This window comes from Nannocystis pusilla (assembly GCF_026626665.1).
GTDB lineage: Bacteria > Myxococcota_A > Polyangia > Nannocystales > Nannocystaceae > Nannocystis > Nannocystis pusilla.
The window spans coordinates 9,830,006-9,847,641 of the sequence record NZ_JAPNKE010000002.1; the positions used below are offsets into that span (position 1 = coordinate 9,830,006).

13 protein-coding genes are annotated in these 17,636 nt (G+C 70.8%); 5 read left to right on the forward strand and 8 right to left on the reverse strand.

The window, feature by feature from the left end; genetic code table 11:
• Positions 1-10: 10 nt before the first annotated feature.
• Positions 11-688, forward strand: a complete 678-nt coding sequence (locus OV079_RS43555) for a ribonuclease HI (protein ID WP_267775676.1) — start codon at positions 11-13, stop codon at positions 686-688.
• On the opposite strand, the gene OV079_RS43560 is transcribed toward OV079_RS43555, so the two are convergent.
• From OV079_RS43560 to OV079_RS43570, 3 genes are read right to left on the reverse strand one after another with little or no spacing between them, the layout of a single operon-like run.
• Positions 639-1,532, reverse strand: coding sequence for a polysaccharide deacetylase family protein (locus tag OV079_RS43560; RefSeq protein WP_267775678.1), 894 nt, complete (start codon positions 1,530-1,532; stop codon positions 639-641). The two genes, OV079_RS43555 and OV079_RS43560, sit on opposite strands and share 50 nt — an antisense overlap.
• A complete protein-coding gene (locus OV079_RS43565; protein WP_267775680.1) occupies positions 1,532-2,269 on the reverse strand; it encodes a glycosyltransferase family 2 protein in 738 nt (245 codons plus the stop codon). Before OV079_RS43565 ends, OV079_RS43560 begins: the two co-directional genes overlap by 1 nt.
• Complete coding sequence (locus OV079_RS43570) at positions 2,266-3,600, reverse strand: protoporphyrinogen/coproporphyrinogen oxidase (RefSeq protein WP_267775681.1); 1,335 nt, start codon at positions 3,598-3,600, stop codon at positions 2,266-2,268. The genes OV079_RS43565 and OV079_RS43570 overlap by 4 nt, the downstream gene beginning before the upstream one ends.
• 88 nt (positions 3,601-3,688) lie before the next feature.
• On the opposite strand from OV079_RS43570, the gene OV079_RS43575 reads away from it, so the two are divergent.
• From OV079_RS43575 to OV079_RS43590, 4 genes are all read left to right on the forward strand, one after another.
• Entirely contained in the window at positions 3,689-4,636 is a 948-nt protein-coding gene (locus OV079_RS43575) for a serine/threonine protein kinase (RefSeq protein WP_267775682.1), read from the forward strand.
• Positions 4,637-4,863: 227 nt separating this feature from the next.
• Positions 4,864-6,336, forward strand: a complete 1,473-nt coding sequence (locus OV079_RS43580) for a hypothetical protein (protein WP_267775685.1) — start codon at positions 4,864-4,866, stop codon at positions 6,334-6,336.
• Between the two features lie 508 nt (positions 6,337-6,844).
• Positions 6,845-8,080 carry an AAA family ATPase gene (locus tag OV079_RS43585; RefSeq protein WP_267775687.1) on the forward strand — a complete coding sequence of 412 codons (1,236 nt, stop codon included), beginning with the start codon at positions 6,845-6,847 and terminating at the stop codon, positions 8,078-8,080.
• Positions 8,081-8,086: 6 nt separating this feature from the next.
• On the forward strand, positions 8,087-8,497 hold the full coding sequence (locus OV079_RS43590; protein ID WP_267775689.1) for a VOC family protein: 411 nt from the start codon (positions 8,087-8,089) through the stop codon (positions 8,495-8,497).
• A 198-nt stretch (positions 8,498-8,695) separates the two neighbouring features.
• On the opposite strand, the gene OV079_RS43595 is transcribed toward OV079_RS43590, so the two are convergent.
• The 5 genes from OV079_RS43595 to OV079_RS43615 all read right to left on the reverse strand — a co-directional run bounded on the left by OV079_RS43595 (position 8,696) and on the right by OV079_RS43615 (position 17,510).
• The gene (locus OV079_RS43595) at positions 8,696-9,583 is read right to left on the reverse strand and encodes a serine/threonine-protein kinase (protein ID WP_338089138.1); all 888 of its coding nucleotides are present in this window, start codon (positions 9,581-9,583) and stop codon (positions 8,696-8,698) included.
• A gap of 633 nt (positions 9,584-10,216) precedes the next feature.
• On the reverse strand, positions 10,217-11,536 hold the full coding sequence (locus OV079_RS43600) for a DUF1501 domain-containing protein (protein ID WP_267775691.1): 1,320 nt from the start codon (positions 11,534-11,536) through the stop codon (positions 10,217-10,219).
• 19 nt (positions 11,537-11,555) lie between these two features.
• A complete protein-coding gene (locus OV079_RS43605) occupies positions 11,556-13,823 on the reverse strand; it encodes a DUF1592 domain-containing protein (RefSeq protein ID WP_267775692.1) in 2,268 nt (755 codons plus the stop codon).
• Positions 13,824-14,065: 242 nt separating this feature from the next.
• On the reverse strand, positions 14,066-14,884 hold the full coding sequence (locus OV079_RS43610) for a hypothetical protein (protein ID WP_267775694.1): 819 nt from the start codon (positions 14,882-14,884) through the stop codon (positions 14,066-14,068).
• Between the two features lie 193 nt (positions 14,885-15,077).
• Positions 15,078-17,510 carry an ATP-binding protein gene (locus OV079_RS43615; protein ID WP_267775697.1) on the reverse strand — a complete coding sequence of 811 codons (2,433 nt, stop codon included), beginning with the start codon at positions 17,508-17,510 and terminating at the stop codon, positions 15,078-15,080.
• Positions 17,511-17,636: the final 126 nt, after the last annotated feature.

A 17,636-nucleotide genomic window follows, 5' to 3' on the forward strand; every position in this document is an offset into this window, starting at 1 on the left:
GGATCAAACGGTGTTCGTTCGCGTCCTCGCGTCCGGCAAGCCCATCGTCCACCGCGGCCGGATCGAGATGCGCTACCGCCTGGGGGCCAGCAAGTCTTATCGCGCCACGCCCGATAATCTCATCGAGATTCCGGACGACACCGAGATCCTCTCCGACGACGCCTTCTCGGGGACTCCCACCCCCGTGGCGACTGTTCAGGTAGTTCGCGAGGAGCCGACTCGCGCACCGACCGACGCCACCATCATCATTCACACCGACGGCGCCTGCAGCGGCAACCCCGGCCCGGCCGGCATCGGCGTGCTCATCGAGCGCGGCGAAGAGGCCGTCGAGCACAGCGAGTTCATCGGCGAGGGCACCAACAACGTCGCCGAGCTGACGGCCATCCTCCGCGCGCTCGAGATGCTGCGCCCCGAGGACAAGGACGCGCACGTCCTCCTCTATACCGACAGCGGCTGGAGCCTCGGCGTGCTGGTCGGCGGCTGGAAGGCCAAGGCCAACGTCGAGCTGATCGAGAAGATCAAGGAGAAGCTCGGCGAGTTCACCGCCGTCGAGCTGCTCAAGGTGCGCGGCCACGCCGGCCAGTCGGGCAACGAAGAGGCCGACCAGCTGGCGACCATGGCCGTCCGCCGCGAGGACTCTAGGACCCGAACGCGGCGGCGATCGAAGTCGCCCCTCCCCGCCGTTTGATCAGCTCGCGCAGGCGCGCGAGCCGCTGCTCGAGCGGGGTCCGCAGCTCGGGCTGCCGCTTGCGCAGCGCGGGATCGATCGGGTCGCTGTCGGGGTCGGCGAGGTCGAGCGCGTGCAGCTCGAGGTGCAGCGCGGGCAGCCGCAGCGCCTCGCGGTAGAGCGGGCCGCCGCGCAGCACGAAGGTCCCGACCATCGGCAGGCGCAGCAGCGGGCTGACGCTGATCGGCACCTCCCACATCCCGACGTCCGCCCGGTAGTACGGGTGCGCCGGCCCGACGAAGCTCCGCAGGCCGCGAGCCCGCGACTGCGAACGGCGCCCGCGCACGCGGATCCACGCCATCGCCGCCAGCTTGGCCGCGTAGTACGGCAGCGACGGGAGCAGCGAGCTGTCGTAGCGGTAGCCGAGCGCGCCGACCTGCTGCAGCAGCAGCTCGTCGTGGCAGTAACCCGGCGCGCGGAAGCCCCGCGGCTCGGCGCCGAGCTTGCGCAAGAGGTCGTCGCAGCGCCGCAGGTCGCGATAAACCTGTCCCGAAGGCCAGTCGACCAGATCGTAGGCGTGGCTGTAGCTGTGGTTGGCGAGCTCGTGCCCCGACTGCGCGGCCAGGGTCAGCAGCGCGGCGCCGTGGCCGGGGCCGTTCATGTCGCGCTCGAGGTCGCGGCCGACCACGAAGAAGGTGGCGCGCGCGCCGGTCTCCGCGAACAGCCGGAGGAGCCGCGGCAAGCAGCGCCCGAGCACCACGTCGGCTTGCTCGGGCGTCGGCGGCGGCAGGCCGTGGATCGCGTGGTAGCAGGCGAGGTCGTCGAGGTCGACGCTGAGGATCGTGCCGCGCAGCTCGGTCGTCATCACCGCTCCTTCGCGCCGCGTCCGAGGTGGATCGCGGCCATCAGGCGCGCCAGGTTCTTGAGCACCCGCGGCACCCGCCGCGCCAGGTGGATCGAGGGCGCGCGCTTCTCTTCCAGCTCGACCGGGATCTCGGTGACCGGCACGCCGTCGCGCTGGGCCCGGATCACCAGCTTCGAGGCGAACACGTCGTGACCGACGACGCAGCGCGCGACCACCGGCAGCAGCGCGGCGCGGCGAAACGCCTTGAGCCCGTGCGTGTCGGTGCCGCGATAGCCGAGCGTGACCCGCAAGAGGCCGTTGTAGGCCCGCGTGGCCGCGCGCCGGCCGAGCGGGCGACGATCGTGCGCCCCGGGCATCGCCTTCGAACCGACCACGAGGTCGGCCGCACCGGCGCGCAGCAGCGCCAGCGCGCGCCGGTGGAAGTCGAGGTCGCACAGATCGATCTCCTCGCAGAGGACGAACTCGCCGGCCGCCTGCTCGATCGCCATGCGCAACGCGGCGCCGTAGTTGGGCGACGGGCACGAGAACCACTTCACCCGCGGATCGAGGGCGGCGAGCTCGGCCGCGATCTCGCGGGTGCGGTCGCGGCTGCCGTTCTCGGCCAGCCACAGCTCGAACGACAGGCCCGCGGCGTCGAGCCCGCGGACGAGGCCGTGCACGCTGTCGCGGAGGATCGCCTCCTCGTTGTAGACGGGGATGACGACGCTGACCTCGGGCCTCGCGGACGACTCGCTCATCGCGGCTCCTGTCCGGCGAGCCGCGCGGCGGCCCACTCGCTGGCGGCGCGCCCGGCCAGCAGACAATCTTCCATGCTGTTGTAGATCCACCCGCCGTAGCGGCCGCAGCTGTGGATGCCCTGTCCTTCGAGCCAGGTGAGGATGGTGGCGCGAGCGGCGGCGTAGGCGGCGTCGAACACGACGTAGGCGTGCTCGACCACGCGGACCTCGACGAAGCGGACGTCCTCGGCCGCCCGCAGCGCCCCGACCTCGACGAGGCCGGCGTAGACGCCGGCGAGGTCGATCGGACCTGTCCGCTCGTTCAGCTCGACGTACAGCCCGCTGCAGCCGGCCGGAGCCATGCGCGGGGCGGCGTTCGAGTAGACGCCGACGCGGAAGAAGGGCAGGCGCGGCTCGGGCACGTAGACCCAGTGATAGTCGCACGGCGCGGGGGCGCCGACGGCGATGTCGAGGTAGCGCCAGCGGACGTGGCGCAGGGCGCCGGCGGCGTCGCGAATCTCCGCCGGGGCGGCGGGGATCCGGCGCACCAGCTCGGGCAAGGGGATGCTCGAGACGAGCGCGTCGTAGCTGCGCCAGTCGGCCTCGGCGCCGAGCTTGATCCGCCGACCGACGACGTCGACCTCGTCGATGTCGCTGCCGAGCCGCAGCTCGACCTCGGGCCGGCTGGCGAGGCCCGCGCGCATTCGCTCCGGCACCGCGTCGATGCCCCCGGCGGTGGGGACGAGGAAGCTGGCGTTGTAGCCGAGGCCCTCCTGCGACAGGCCGATGGCCCCGCCGATCACCTGCGCGGTGTCGGGGATCGGGATGTAGCGCGAGACCCAATCGGCGGTCAGCCGCTCGAGGTGCTCACCCCACAACTTGCGGTTGTACGGGACGAAGAAGTGCTTGGCGATCCCGGCGCCGAAGCGGGCCTCGGCGAAGCCGACGAAGGTCTGCGGCTCCGGCGCGCCCTTCGCCGCCCGCTCGCGCGCCGCCACGTAGCCGACCAGGCACTCCTGCACTACCTCGAGCGGCAGGCCGTGCAGGTTGGCCTGGAACGGGTAGGGCAGCTGCACGCCGTGGCTGTGGATGCAGGTGCGACGCGCCACGGTGGCGAGCTCGCCCGGCTTGAACAGACCCTCGACCAGCGCCTTTATCGACGGGTCGCGCAGGTGCAGCCAGTGCCCGGTGACGTCGAAGGTGAAGCCGTCGCGGCGATAGCTGCGGGCGTGGCCGCCGACGCGAGCCTCGCGCTCGACCAGCAGCACCGGCCCGCGCGCGTGCCAGGCGGCCGAGAGCCCGGTCAGGCCGGCTCCCAGCACCACGAGCGGCGTTCGCGGGGGCGATGACATGGGCCGCTCTTGTAGCAGGTCCCGGCGGGCGGCGCCTCGCACTCGGCGATGGACACGCGGATCTGCGGGCGGCACACTCAGCTCGTCCATGGAGCTCCAGAGTCTCGGCAAGTTCCGTCTGGTCCGGCCGCTCGCGGTGCGCAGCTCGGTGTTCCACCTGTTCCTCGCGCGCCACGAGGACGACCCGGAGGCGGCGCCGCCGTCCTACGTCGTCAAGCTGCTGCCGTCGGGCTCGGGCCCCGAGCACGCGATATTGGCGGCCCAATTCGAGCACGAGATCCGCCTCTATCAGGCGTTCAATCACCCGGGCATCCCGAGCGCGCACGCCGAGGGCGCGCAGAACGGCGTGCGCTATCTCGTCCTCGACGCGATCGACGGCTGCGACCTGTCCGTGCTGCTCGGCCACGACGTCGGCAGCCCGCGCGGCGTCAGCAAGGAGATCGCGGTCTACATCATGGGCCAGCTGGCCGACGCGCTGCACCACGTGCACACCGCCGAGGCCGACGACAAGGGCAAGCTGGTCGAGCTCAACGTGGTGCACCGCGACATCTGCCCGGCCAACGTGCTGCTGTCGCGCACCGGCCAGGTCATGCTGGCCGACTACAACTCCGCCACCAGCATCTGGCTGGCCCGCGAGAGCGACATGTCCCAGGCCGGCTCGAAGGCCTACATGGCCCCGGAGCGGGTCGTAGGGACGGCGGCCGCGACTGTCTCTTCGGACATCTTCGGCCTGGCCGTGATGCTGTGGGAGATGCTGAAGGGCCAGCGCTGCTTCAAGGCCGACGACGACCTCAAGACGATGGACGCGATCGTCAAGTTCGACGCCGGCCACCCGAGCCGCCGCCTGCCGGGGCTGTCGCCGAAGCTGGCCGAGATCGTGCGCAAGAACCTCGACCGCGACCCGGCCCGCCGCTACGCCAACGCGTACCAGGTGCTGCAGCGCCTGGCCCAGTGCCCCGAGGCGACCGCCGCCGAGCGCGCCCAGCAGGAGCTGGGGGCGCTGGTGGTCGAGGCCAGCGGTCGGGCCATGGTCTGAAGGACATGTCCGCAAGGCCAGGCACCGGCGACCCACGGCCGGCGCAGGCCGGGCCGCAGCGCGACGAACCGGCCGCGACGGCCACGGACGAGCGCGCAGCGCAAGCCGGCGGGAGTCATAGCGAAGGCGTGGGCCGGCCAAGCGCGAGTGACCGAGCTGTTGCGACACCCGCGGCGCCGGATGCCGGTGACGGCGCGCATCGGCGAGACACGAGCTTGCGCGCGCTGGTGAGGGCGGAGGCGCCGGTGCTGCTGCCGCTGGCGGTGGCGGTGCTGGCGGCGACGTCGTACTTCTCGGGCCCGCCGGCGTGGAACCAGAACTCGCGCCTGGCGCTGACGCGTGCGCTGGTCGAGCAGGGCACGACCGTCATCGACGACTACCACGCGACCACCGGCGACAAGAGCCTGCGCGACGGCCACTTCTACAGCGACAAGGCGCCCGGCACCTCGCTGTTGGCGATGCCGGCTTATGCGCTCTACCACGGCGCGCGACGCCTGGTCGGCGCCGAGCCGCCCGACGTCCGCCTGGTCCCGCTCGACCCTCGCGATCCGAACCGCGACCCCGCGGCCCGCCGCCCGGGCGACCGCCTGGCCTACAACCAGGCCTACCGCACCGCGCTCTACGTCAGCCGCGTGGGCTCGGTCGGCGTGTTCGCGGTGCTCGGGGCGCTGGCGCTGTACCTGCTGGCGCTGCGGCGGCTCGGCGACCGGGCCGGCGCGCTGCTGCTGGCGGCCGCCTACGCCCTCGCCACGCCGGCGCTGATCTACGGCTCGGCCTTCTACGGCCACCAGCTGTGCGCCGACCTGCTCCTGCTCGGGTTCGCCGGCATCCTCCTGGGGCAGGGCCGATGGACCATGGCCTTCGGGACAGGCATGTGCCTCGGCCTGGCGGTGCTGTGCGAGTACCCGGCTGCGGTGCCGGTGGCGCTGCTGTGGCTGTTCGCCTGGCTGCGCCGCGGCCCCCGCTTCGCGGCAGTGGCCGCGCTCGGCGGCGCGCCGGCGGCGGCGGTCCTCGCCGTCTACCACACGGTCGCGTTCGGCGGCCCGCTCAAGACCGGCTACGACTTCGTCTACCTGGCCGAGTTCGCCGAGGGCATGCGCGTCAACTACGGCATCCACGCGCCCGACCCGCGAGTGCTGCTCGAGCTGCTGTTCGGCGCCTATCGCGGGCTGTTCTACCTCGCGCCGGTGCTGCTGCTGGCGCCGTGGGGCCTGGCGTGCGAGCTGCGCGGCTGGCCGCCTGTCCCGAAGAGCATGCTCGAAGGGACATGGCCGGTGAAGCACGTCGCCTGCGTGTGCCTGGCGATCGTCGGCTTCTACCTGGCGCTCAACGCCGGCTATTACATGTGGGACGGCGGCGCGGCGATCGGCCCGCGCCACTGCGTGCCGATGCTGCCGTTCCTGGCGCTGGCGCTGGCGCCGGCGATCCGCGCGGTCCCGCGGGCGGTCGTCGGCCTGGCGCTGATCTCGGGCGCGCTCACCCTGCTGCTGGCCGCCGCGGCCCCCGAAGCGCCGCAATTCGGCGACCCGCTGTGGGGCCACGCGTGGCCGCGGATCTGGGCGACCGACACCGGCTACGCGGGCCCCGCCAACCTCGGCCGCATGCTCGGCCTGCCGGGCCCGCTCAGCCTGGTGCCGCTCTTGCTGGTGCTCGCGTGGTGCTACGCGCAGGCGCGGCCGCACCTGCGGGCGCGAGGGTGACGGCACGTTGATCCCTTGACGGTCGGCGCGACGCCCGTCGTGTCGTGAAGCCTCGACGGCGGCGGAGTTCTCTATTTCGGGCTCGTCGGTCCGTTATTCCATGAGGGGGTTGAGGCGAAATTGTTTGGTGGATGCGAACCTCGGACGCTGAGACTGTGCTGGGCGTGACATGCGCATGCACTCGACCTGAGGTATGGTTCGGCGGCATGACGCTCGAAGTCGTCACATTCCAGAGCTTCACGGTCTTCGCCGATGCCACGCTGGAACTGTGCCCCGGTATTAACGTGCTGATCGGTGCAAACGGTACGGGTAAGTCCCACGCGATGAAGGCGATGTACGCCCTGATCGGCGACGAAAAGAAGAGCTTGTACGCTCCCAAACTCGCTCGGGTTTTCCTGCCCGAGAATGGCGACGTATCGCGGCTCGTTCGTCGAGGACAGTTGGAAGCTCGAGTTGGGTGGTGGATTGAGGGGAAGGGTCGACTTTTTGTGATTCATGAGCAGGGGGGATGGTTTCGGTCTTCAACGAGCGTGGACGATGGCTGCCCGCATGCTATATCCCGTCGCGGGAGGTCTTCTCGATGTATGAGGGCTTCATCGCTGCTTACCAGAGTCGCGAGCTGTCCTTCGATGAGACCTTCTTCGATCTCTGCGTCGCCCTCAATGCCAACGCGCTGCGCGGCGAGCGGGCCGAGCAGGTCGCTCCGCTGCTGCAGCAGCTTGAGGCGGTCCTCTGGGGCAAGGTGCTGCTCGAGGGCAACCGCTTCTACGTGCAACCGACGAGCGGCGACAAAGTGGAAGCGCATCTCGTCGCGGAGGGAATGAGGAAAATCGCTACCATTGCTCGTCTCGTGGCGAACGGCGGGATCGCACCGGGGGGCGTGCTGTTCTGGGACGAGCCGGAGACTAACTTGAACCCGAGGCTGATCACTCAGGTCGTCGATGTCTTGATCGAACTGGCGAGGAACGGCGTGCAGATCGTCCTGGCCACCCACGACTACTTGCTGTCGCATCGGCTGTCGCTGCTCGCCGAGTACGACAGGCTACCGCGCGACACCGTGCGGTTCTTCGGGCTCGCCCGCAGCGAACCGGACGGCCCAGTCTCGGTTTCTCGCGGGGATACCCTCGCCGATCTGCCGAACAACCCGATCGTCGACGAGTTCGCCCGCCACTATGACTTCGAGCGGACGCTGTTCGATCGCAGCCAGGAGGCTGAGATGTTCGAAGTGATCGAGTCGCGGCTGCGTTTTCGCTTCGGTGAGCCGTGGCAACGGATGGAGCAGTGGGACAAGCATGCAGGTTACACCGCGGGCCTGGGCCTGCAGGCCACAACGGCTGCGGTCGACTTCATCGGTCTGTTCGGGTCCGACCCTTACTTCATCGAGGTCAAGAATTTCCGTGACTACCGGATCGAGAACAAGCGGCGGCTGAGCAGTGGGGCGCTCGCCGATGAGGTCGCCAACAAGGTCCGCGACACGATCGCCGGACTCGTATGGGCCATGGATCGCGGGGCGGATACCGACTCGCTTCGCTCGTTGCTCGCTCAGTTCTTCGCCATCAAGAAGAAGTGCAGCGTCGTGCTCTGGCTCGAGGAAGATCCACACACACGGCCGGCTGACCGCACGGTGCTGGCGGAAACGATCAAGCGACGGCTGCACTGGCTCAAGCCGCACGTGATCGTGCTAAGTCAAGAAGCACGACCGCTGCCCGGTTTGGAAGTCAGCGGCGCTCCGCGAGAGGAATGAAGTCTGATGCCCGACCTGCTCGTCAACATCGATGTCCCCGACGTCTCCGCTGCCGAGGCGTTTTATGTGCGTGCCTTCGGCTTCACCGTGGGTCGTCGCCTGGGGCCCGGGGCGGTCGAGCTGCTCGGCGCGGGTGTCCCTTTGTACCTGCTTGAAAAGCCAGCCGGCACGCCGGCCGCGCCGGTCGGCTCGGCGGTGCGGGACTACGGTCGCCACTGGACGCCGGTCCACCTCGACGTCGTGGTCGAGGCGATCGAGCCGGCGCTCGCGCGGGCGCAGGCCGAGGGGGCCACGGTCGAGGGGCCGATCCGCGTATCGGCGTGGGGTCGCATGGCGCTGCTCGCCGACCCGTGGGGCCACGGCGTGTGCCTCGTCCAGTTCAAGGGCCGCGGCTACGACGAGCTCGTGAGCCCGTGAGCGTCTGCTGTTTTTGACATGTCCGAAGGGACATGCGAATCAGCCGAGCCGGCGGTCGAATGCCGACGCTCGCGCCGGATGAGACAGCCCGCGAAGGCGGGCCTCGCCGAAGTATGTTCGTAAAGAACGCGGCCTCACCGAAAAGCGAAGAGAGCCTGTCCGAAAGGACAGGCTCTCTTTTTCAAACGAAAACGCGGCTCAGGCCGCGGAGGGGCGCTCGCCCCATGCCAGCGGGTCGCGGGCCAGGCGCGACGGCGTAGGGGCGTCGGCGACGGCGAGGAGCGCGGCCAGCAGCTCGCTCGCGCTTGGATAGCGCTCGGCGGGGTCGGCGGCCACGGATTTGAGAATAACCGCCTCGAAGGCGTCGGGGATCTCCACGGCCGGCGCGGCGCGGCGCAGGGCGATGGGCCCGCTGGTGGGGCGGCGCGGGACGAACAGGCTGCCGCCCGAGTACGGCATCTTGTTGGTGAGCAGGCGGAACATCAGCACGCCGAGGGCAAAGATGTCGACGCGGTGGTCGTACGGGCCGCCGCGCAGCTGCTCCTGCGGCATGTAGCCGGGCGTGCCGATGACGGGCCCCGACATCGGGCGGCCGTCGCCCGTGCGCGCGCCGACGCTCGACACGCCGAAGTCGAGCACCTTGATAAAATCGTCGGTGCCGTCGCGGCTGATGCGGAAGCAATTGCCGGGCTTGATGTCGCAGTGGACCACGCCGCGGGCGTGCGCGTCGATCAGCGCCCGGCACACCTGGGTGCCGATCGACAGCACGCGTCGCCAGTCGAGCGGGCCGTCGTTCGCCAGCGTCGCCGCGAGGTCTTCGCCCTCGAGGCACTCCATCACCATGTACACCAGCTCGCTGTCGTCGCGGACGAAGTCGAGGATGTCGATGATGTGTTCGCTGCGCAGCGCCGCCGCGGCGCGGGCCTCGTGGGTGAAGCGCGCGACTGCGTCGGCGTCGGACAGGCCGGGGTCGAGAACCTTCACGGCGACGCGTCGCCGGATCTCCACGTGCTCGGCCTCGTAGATGGTGGCGCCGCTTCCGCCGTGGCCGAGGCGGCGGAGCAGCTTGTATCGGCCGCCTAAGATGCGACCGGTGAGGTCGACCGAGCGCGGCGGCTACATCGTGCCCGCGGCGCGTCGGGTTCGCGATCTCGCTTGAGTTCATGCATTCGGGGGTGAACAAGAGTAACCACGCCTCACTCGAGGCGGCAATGTCTTCGGGACAGCTCGATCCCCGCGGCGACTCGAGCGCGGCGAGCCGACGATCCCCAAACGAGTTCGCGGAGATTCACAGCGCCTGTGCACAAGTGTGCGGACCGGCGCGCGAACGTGCGCGCGAGCCCTGGGGCCGCTGCGTCGCGCGCCGACGCACATGGTCTTTGCGACATGTATGAAGAGACCGGCGGTGCGGCCGCGCCGACGTCCCGACGGCGTGCCGACGGCGGGCTCGGCGGGCCTGGTCGCGCGCGCCGTCGCACATGTTCTTCGGGACATGTCGGTCGCGGCCGCGGCGGCCAGCGGGCTCGGCCGCGCGCGTCGTCGCACATGTTCTTCGGGACATGTGACAGTGAGTCGTGGACGGCGATCGGGCGACGCACGAGGCCGTGGTCGTGCGCGTCCACTCACGCGGTCTTCGGGACATGTCCGACGGTCGCGGCGAACACGCGAACGCCCTCGCGCCGCGTGGCGCGAGGGCGACGGGTGTTGCAGCGAACGGGCTCAGCCTGCCAGCAGCTTCGGCATGTCCTCGCCGGCCAGCGGGAAGCGGGCGGTGACGTCGGCGGTGTCGATGCCGGCCAGCTTGCGCAGCGCGAGGTGGATGCTCTCGGGCGTCAGCTTCTTGCCCTTGCCGACGGCGAGGCTGGCCGGGTCGACGAGGGCGCCGTACTGCTCGGCGTCGGTGGCCCCGACCACGCGGTTCCCCTTGATGCCCTTGCCCATCATCATGACGCTGGTGACGGACCAGTGGTCCTTGCCGGCGTACTCGTTGTCGCCGTTGTAGCCGGGGCCGCGGGCGAAGTCGGAGCCGATGACGAGGGTCAGCTTGTCGGCGATGCCGGCCGCCTCGGCCTCTTGCATGAAGAAGTCGACGCCGGCGAGCAGCTTGGCCAGCTGGCGCACGTGGTCGCGGTCGTGGTTGCCGTGGGTGTCGAAGCCGCCGAGGTTGAGGTTGGCGGCCACGGCCATCTTGGCCTTGAAGGCGGCCACGGCGAACTGGCTCTGCTGCATGAAGCCCTGCAGGTCGCCGAGCTGATAGCCCGGCAGCGTCGCGGGCTCGGCCGGCAGTGTCAGGCCCTTCAGCAGCTTCTCGCCGCCGCGTGACAGGAACAGCTCGTTCATCGCCGCCTTGCTGCGAGGCAGGCGAGCCGCGGCCATCTGCGCCTCGAGCCGCGCGGTCTGGGCCTTGCGGATCCGCTCCATCGTCTTGTCGGAGTGGAACTTGTCCGTCTCGGCGTTGTTCGGGTCGGTGAGGTTGGGGTTGGCGATCTTCTTGACCGCGTCGACGCTGCTGATGCGCGTCAGCGGGATGATGCCCTCGGTCGCGTCGAAGCCGCCGGCGCTGACGTACGCGAACGTGCTCTCGGGCGCCCGCGCGGCCGCCACCAGCGCGCCGAACGACGGGAAGCCCTCCGGCAGCCGGCCGCTCCAGGTCGCCCGCGCGCCGGCGTCGTGGTTGTTGGTCGCCATGTCGACGCCGTTGAGCACGAGCAGCCGGCTGGCGTACTTGGTGAAGAAGTCGGTGTTCGACATCAGGTACGCGACCTCGGCCTCCTCGAGGCCGAGCGCGACCGGGTCGAGGCCGATCGGCGCGTAGCTGATGTTGCCCTGCGTGGCCGCGGCGGAGTACAGGCGGTTCAGCGGGCCCTGCTCCTTCGGGTCGCACAGGTACACCGGGTCCCAGCCGCCCGAGGCGCTGATGAGCACGAAGTACGGGCCCTCGTACGGCTCGGCGTCGGCGAGGGCGCGGCGCACCCCCACCGGCGCGGCGACGGCGAGCCCGGTCATGGCGGCGATCTTCAAGAAGTTGCGGCGATCCATGGTGGTGGCTCCTTCGTCGTCACTCGTAGAGGAACTTGTAGTCCGACAGCATGTACGTCATCACCGCCATCCACGCGCGGATCGTGTAGTTCTTGTCGGTCTCGATCTTCTCGGCGTCGGGCAGGTCGACGTTGGTGTTGGGGTCGACGCGGGCCTGGCACCACCAGCTCAGCCACTCGTTCTCGGCCCCGCTGGCGACGTTGGCCTTGCCGTCCTTCCATGTCTCGAGGAACAGGTCGTAGGCGCGCCCGACCTCGGCGTCGTCGGCGGCCAGCGCCTCGCCGAGGACGCGCTGGTGCAGGTGGACGATGTTGGCCTTGATCGCGGCGACGTTGTCGGGCACCTCGGCGCCGTTGTCGGACAGCGGGACGGTGTCGAGCGTGACCTCGGGGAACAGCTTGCGCTTGTCGGCCCCGCGCGAGAAGTCGTAGGCCGTGACGGCGCAGGCGACCTCGTTGGCCATGCGCCCGGCGACCGCGCCCATGATGCCGTTCATGTGCGACAGCCGCTGGGTGATGCTGTCGGAGTCGATGCCGCCGTAGAGGATCCGGTAGTCGGTGGTCAGCCAGTCCTCGAGGTCCCAGCCGCGGATCCACCGGATCCCGGTGGTCGCCTGGAGCTTGTTCGCCAGCAGCTCCGGCGTCGACAGCCGGCCGTGACCGACGACCGCGAGCTCCTCGCTCTCGGCCTCGGACAGCTCGGTCTTGTCGAGCGAGACCCCGCGGAAGTACGGGCTCATGACGACGCCGACGATCACCGTCTTGAGGTTGTAGTCGTCGGCCACGAAGTCGTCGCCGATCTGGCGGAACAGCGCGTCCTGGGCCTCCCAGGCGTTCAGCTTGGCGCTGTACAGGGGATCCTCGGCGTCGGCGGGGAACAGCAGCGGCTCGGTGCCGGTCAGCGCGCGGAAGACGGTGTGGACGGTGGCGATGACGAACCGCGGGTCCTTGACCAGCCGCGCGGCCAGCCACTCGAGCGACCTGGGGAAGTCGGACTTCGGGATGTCCTCGCCGTCGAAGCCGGGCGCGAACATCTCCGGGAACCACTCGCGCGTGGTCAGGACCTCCATGTCGTAGTCGTCGTAGTTCTGGAACGCGCCGGCCACCGGGTCGATGAGCTGGTGGCAGAAGTTGCACTGCTTGTCGTCGCGCGTCGGGTTCGAGTACGCCTCCGACAGCGACGGGTCGATCGGCCGCTCGCCGATCCGCAGCACGTCGGTGGCGAGGAACAGCTTGTAGGTCATCCGCGCGCGGTGGCGGTTGCGGTTGGTCGGCGTGGTCGGGAAGCGGTTGAGGAACATCGGCGAACTGAGCACGCCGGCGTGCGGCAGGGTCTTCTTGCCGCCGCGCACGCTGAACAGCTTGGCCTCCTTGAACTCGCGCGGGTCGGTCGGATCGGCGAAGCCGAGCTCTTGGTCATAAAGCTGGGCCGAGAACGGGTTCAGCACCGTGTAGTCGGCGGTGAGGATCTCGGTGAAGGGCCGGTCGTTGCGGACGATGTAGTTGATGAGGTCGATCGGCTCGCGCGCGGCGGCGCGGTTGACCTGCTCGCGCAGCTCGTCCTGACCCTCGAGGCCCTCCCACCACGCGCCGGCGTTCGGGAAGTCCTCCGAGTTGAGGATGTTGACCGCGAAGCCGGTGTAGACGAGGTAGCGGTCGGTCAGCAGCAGGTCGTTGAAGATGTCGCCGAGGCGGTCGTAGAAGCCGTCCTCCTCGAGCACGCCGCGGACCGTCTCGGCCAGCGCCTCGTCGCTCGCGGCGGCCTCCTTGAGCTCCTCGGCGCTCGGCAGGCGGCCCGCGAGGTGCAGGGTGGCCTTGCGCAGGGTCTCCTCGGGGCCCATCAGCTCGACCGCGTCGAGGTCGGCGCCGTCGCTGCCGGGGCACTCGCGCGGGGCGTCGAGCTGGTTCAGCAGGCTCTCGAGGATCCGGTACTCCTCGCTGCCGGCCTTGATCACCTCGCCGCCGCCGTGCTTGGTCTTGGCGGTCGGCTTGGCCAGCAGCGCCGAGAGGTCGTCGTAGCTGACCGAGGCGTTCTCGGTCACGGAGGCGAGGTTGGCGTCGAGGAAGCCGGGGTAGGAGGCCGGCAGCAGGCGGAACTCGGCGCCCTGCTCCTCGGCGATGCCGGCCGGACCGTGGCAGGTGATGCAGGTCTTGCCGAGCACCTTGGGCCACACTTCGTTGGCGAAGTACTCGCGGGTCGAGACGCAGCTGTCGCCGTCACCGTCGACGCCGCCGTCCTTGCAAGCGCCGAGCACACCGGCGGCGATGCCGGCGACTCCGAGGGCCATGAGCGTTGGCGCAGAGCGCCGTTTGCCAGTCGAGGTCATACGAAGCCTCCCCCGCGCACGGGGCACGGTCGCAAGGTATCGCGGGGCCGGCGAGCACAGCAAGCGTGACGAGCGGGGGTCAGCGGCCTCGCGGCGCGCGGGCCGGTACCCAGGAGGCGTGAACGGTCGCAGTTCCGCGCACGATCGACGGCTGACCGTGCAGACATGTGCGAGCAGACGCGCGGCGCTCGTGCGCGAGGTCGCTACGACCTCCGCTCAATCCCCAGCTTGATCTTCTGCGCGCCGGCGAATTCGGCGGTCTCGCCGTCGTCCAGGGCGGTGGCGGAGGCGAAGGAGTCGACCAGGGCGTTGCCGGGCACGAAGGCGCCGGTGTCGGGGAAGAGCGGGCCCACGCCGCCCTCGAGCACGTAGTCGCAATCGATGGGGCCGAACTCGAAGGGGGCGCTGCGGGTGAGGCCCTTGCTCTTCTGCGTCAGCAGGCCCGAGAGGTCGACGGTCGCGGGGCGCGAGCAGATCACCGTGAAGCCGAGGAACGCCTCCCCGACTTCGCCGAGGACGCCCGGGTCGAACTGGACCGAGATCTCGAGCGGCGCGTCGACCTCGAAGTTGAACCGCGTCGCGCCGCCGCTGTTGCCCTCGCCGAACGCGGCCACCATGAAGAAATAGGTGACCCCCGCGGTGGCCTCGAAGTCGATCGCCGACTGGAGGCCGATGGTGTCGTCCTCACAGGCCTGCTGGACGAGCGGCTCGGACGAGCCGTCAGTGTAGACGGAGAGCGTGGTGTCGTAGTTGCTGCCGAAGGTGTCGATGTGGATCCGCTCGTCGACCGCGGGCGTGTACTCGTACCAGACGGTGGCGCTGTTGCCGAAGCAGACAGGATCGTCCGGGGCGGTGGTCGCGGCGCCCGTGTTCAGCTTGTCGCTGAAGCTCGGCTCGGTGATGACGATGGCGTCGGCGATGTCGTCGTTGCTCGGGACGGGCGCGGCGTGGGCCGATGCGACGAAAGTGAGTGGAGATAGCGCGACGACTAGCGCCGCCGCTCGGGTTGCGGGTCGGATCATAGACTGTCTCGTTCGGGCGGCCGCGGTGATAGGCGCGTCGGTCGGGCCGCTCTGCGACCGCACGCTGTCTCGCTGAATGTGGGAGGGACTGCGAGGCCCCGCAACGCGACGAGCAGGGGCCGCAGTGGGCGCCCGCACAGGCCGGCCGCGACGGTTGGAATTCACGGCGCCGACACGGTCGCGCGGGCGCGACTCACGGCTTGAAGCGGGCCGTCTCGTCCATGCGCAGCGGGGTCTTCGCCGGGCGCCACGAGCCGCTCTCACGCAGGCCGCGGTAGCTGACGGGGACGGTGACCGTGAAGGTGGAGCCGGTGCCTTGCGTGGAGGTGACCTCGACCTCGCCGCCCATGAGGCGACAGAAGCGGCGGGTGATGGCGAGACCGAGGCCGGTGCCGGTGGTCCGGCGCGAGCCCGGATCGGCGACCTGCGTGAACGGTTCGAACAGGGCGGTGAGCGCCGACTTGGCGATGCCGCGGCCGGTGTCGCGGACGGTGAACACCAGGCAGATGACGTCCGCGGCGCTGCGCTGGCCCAGGCTCAGCGCGATCTCGCCGTCCTCGGTGAACTTGGCGGCGTTGCCCAGCAGGTTGAGCAGCACCTGGCGCAGCTTGTGGCGGTCGCTGTACATCGGCGCCGGGTCGCGCTCGATGTGCAGCGTCAGCTTGTTGCGGTTCGCCGCCACCAGCGGGCGCACGGTGTCGGCCACCTCGCGCGTCAGCCTGGCGGCGTCGAACTCCTCGAGCACCATGTCCATCTTGCCGGCCTCGATCTTCGAGAGGTCGAGGATCTCGTTGATGATCGTGAGCAGGTGCTGGGCCGCCTGGACGATGTTGTCGGCGTCGCGCGCGTAGCCGTCGTGGCCGTGATCGCGGGCCTGCTCGAGCAGCAGCTCGCCGTAGCCGATGATCGCCGACAGCGGCGTGCGCAGCTCGTGGCTCATGTGCGCGAGGAAGGTGCTCTTGGCCCGGCTGGCGGCCTGCGACTGGTCGCTGACGGCGCTCAGCTCGCGGTTCAGCGCTTGCAGGCGGCGCTCCTGTTCGCTGCGCTCGGCGACCTCGGCCTGCAGGCGGCGCGTCTGCTGCTCCTGCGCGCGCAGGAGGGCGCCGACCTGTTCGGCCAGGAGCTCGAAGCGGCGCGCGAGGGCGTCGATCTCGTCGCCGCCGCCGGTGGCCGCCCGCGCGTCGTCGCCGGTGAATTCGGCCATGGCAGTGGCGAGGCGGGCGATCGGCGCGGCGAGGCGGCGGCTGAGGGCGAACGCGCCGAGGCTGGCGAGCGCGGCGACGAGGAGGGTGATCCACTGGACCCGGCGCGACTGCTCGGCGGTGACCGCGTCGAGGTCGACGGCGTCGCGCACGAGCGCGAGGGTCCAGTCGGCGCCGGCGATCCGCGCGACCCCGGTGATGCGGCCGTCGCTCAGGCGCGCGGCGGCGGTGTCCTCGGTGGCGGGGCGAGGCAGCGGCAACTTCGAACCGGCGGCCGCGACCGGCGGGAGCGCGGCGTAGCCGGGCACGGCGGCGGCGAGGTCGCCCGGGCCGAACAGCAGGTGGTCCTCGCGGTCGCGCAGGACGACCGTGACGCCGTTGGCCGCGAGCTCGTCGCTCCACGCGCGCACGAGGCCGGGTCGCAGGGCGACGGCGAGGACGCACTCGCCGACGACGGGCGTCGACAGCACGAGGACGTCGCGGCCCTCGCCGTCGACCGCGAACGCGACCGCGGCGGGCGGCGGGGCGGCGAGCGGGAACTCGCCGACGCCGAGCAGGCGCTGGCCGACGGCGCCCCACAGCCCGGCGGCGCGGACCGGCGAGTCGGAGCGCTCGGCCGCGCCTCGCAGCAGCCGCGTCAGCGCCTCGCGCGGTTCGGCCGCGCCGGCGCAGGCGGCCCGGGCCTCGTCGCCGCCGGCGAGGTCGCGCAGGGCGGCCTGCCGTTCGGCGAGGAAGCCGTCCCACGCGCTCGCGGATCGTGCTGCACTTTCGGACATGTCTGAAAGAGCAGCCTCGAGGTCGCTCGCGGCCAGGCGCAGGTGGGCGTCGACGCGGACGACGAACAGCGGGGCGAGGGCGACGAGGAGGGTGACGAGGGTGAGCTTGATCTTGAGCGGGTAGCGGGAGAAGTCGCGGACCGCCAGCACGCCGGCGACGATCAGCGCGCCGACGCAGGCGAGGTCGCGCAGCGGGCCGCCGTCGGTGTCGGCGACGCGGGTGGGCAGCGGCGCCAGCTCGAGCGCGCCGAGAGCGAGGGCGGCGAACACCGCGACGGCGGTCCACAGGTCGACGCGCGCCGGCGCGACCACCCGCGGCGCGGTGGCGAGGATCAGGAACGCGGCGGCGCAGGCGAGCACGAGCAGCGGCAGCGCGACGAGCAGGCCGTTGCCCGCGAGCGCGACGAGGACGGTGACGTAGGCGAGCTCGAGCGCGCGGCCCGGATCGACGCGGGCGCGGCGGAGGCCGAGGCCGCAGGCGCCGACGAACACCAGCGCGAGGGCGAGGCCGGCGAGGTGCTGCCAGGCGTGACGCGACGGCAACCTCGCGACCTCGGCGACGATGAGCAGGCCGCCGCACGCGGTCAGCCAGGCGAGGACTCCCCGGGCGAGTCGGACCCGTCGCTCGTGCTCTCGGTCGCTCCCCATCCCGCGCGTCGCCTACAGACTACACCTCGCGCGCGCCGGCGGGTCCGCGACGCCGCACGTGCGAGAGGTGCGAGCTCTGCACGAGAAGACGCGCCGGTGGGCGCGGGTCACCGCATGCAGGCAGGA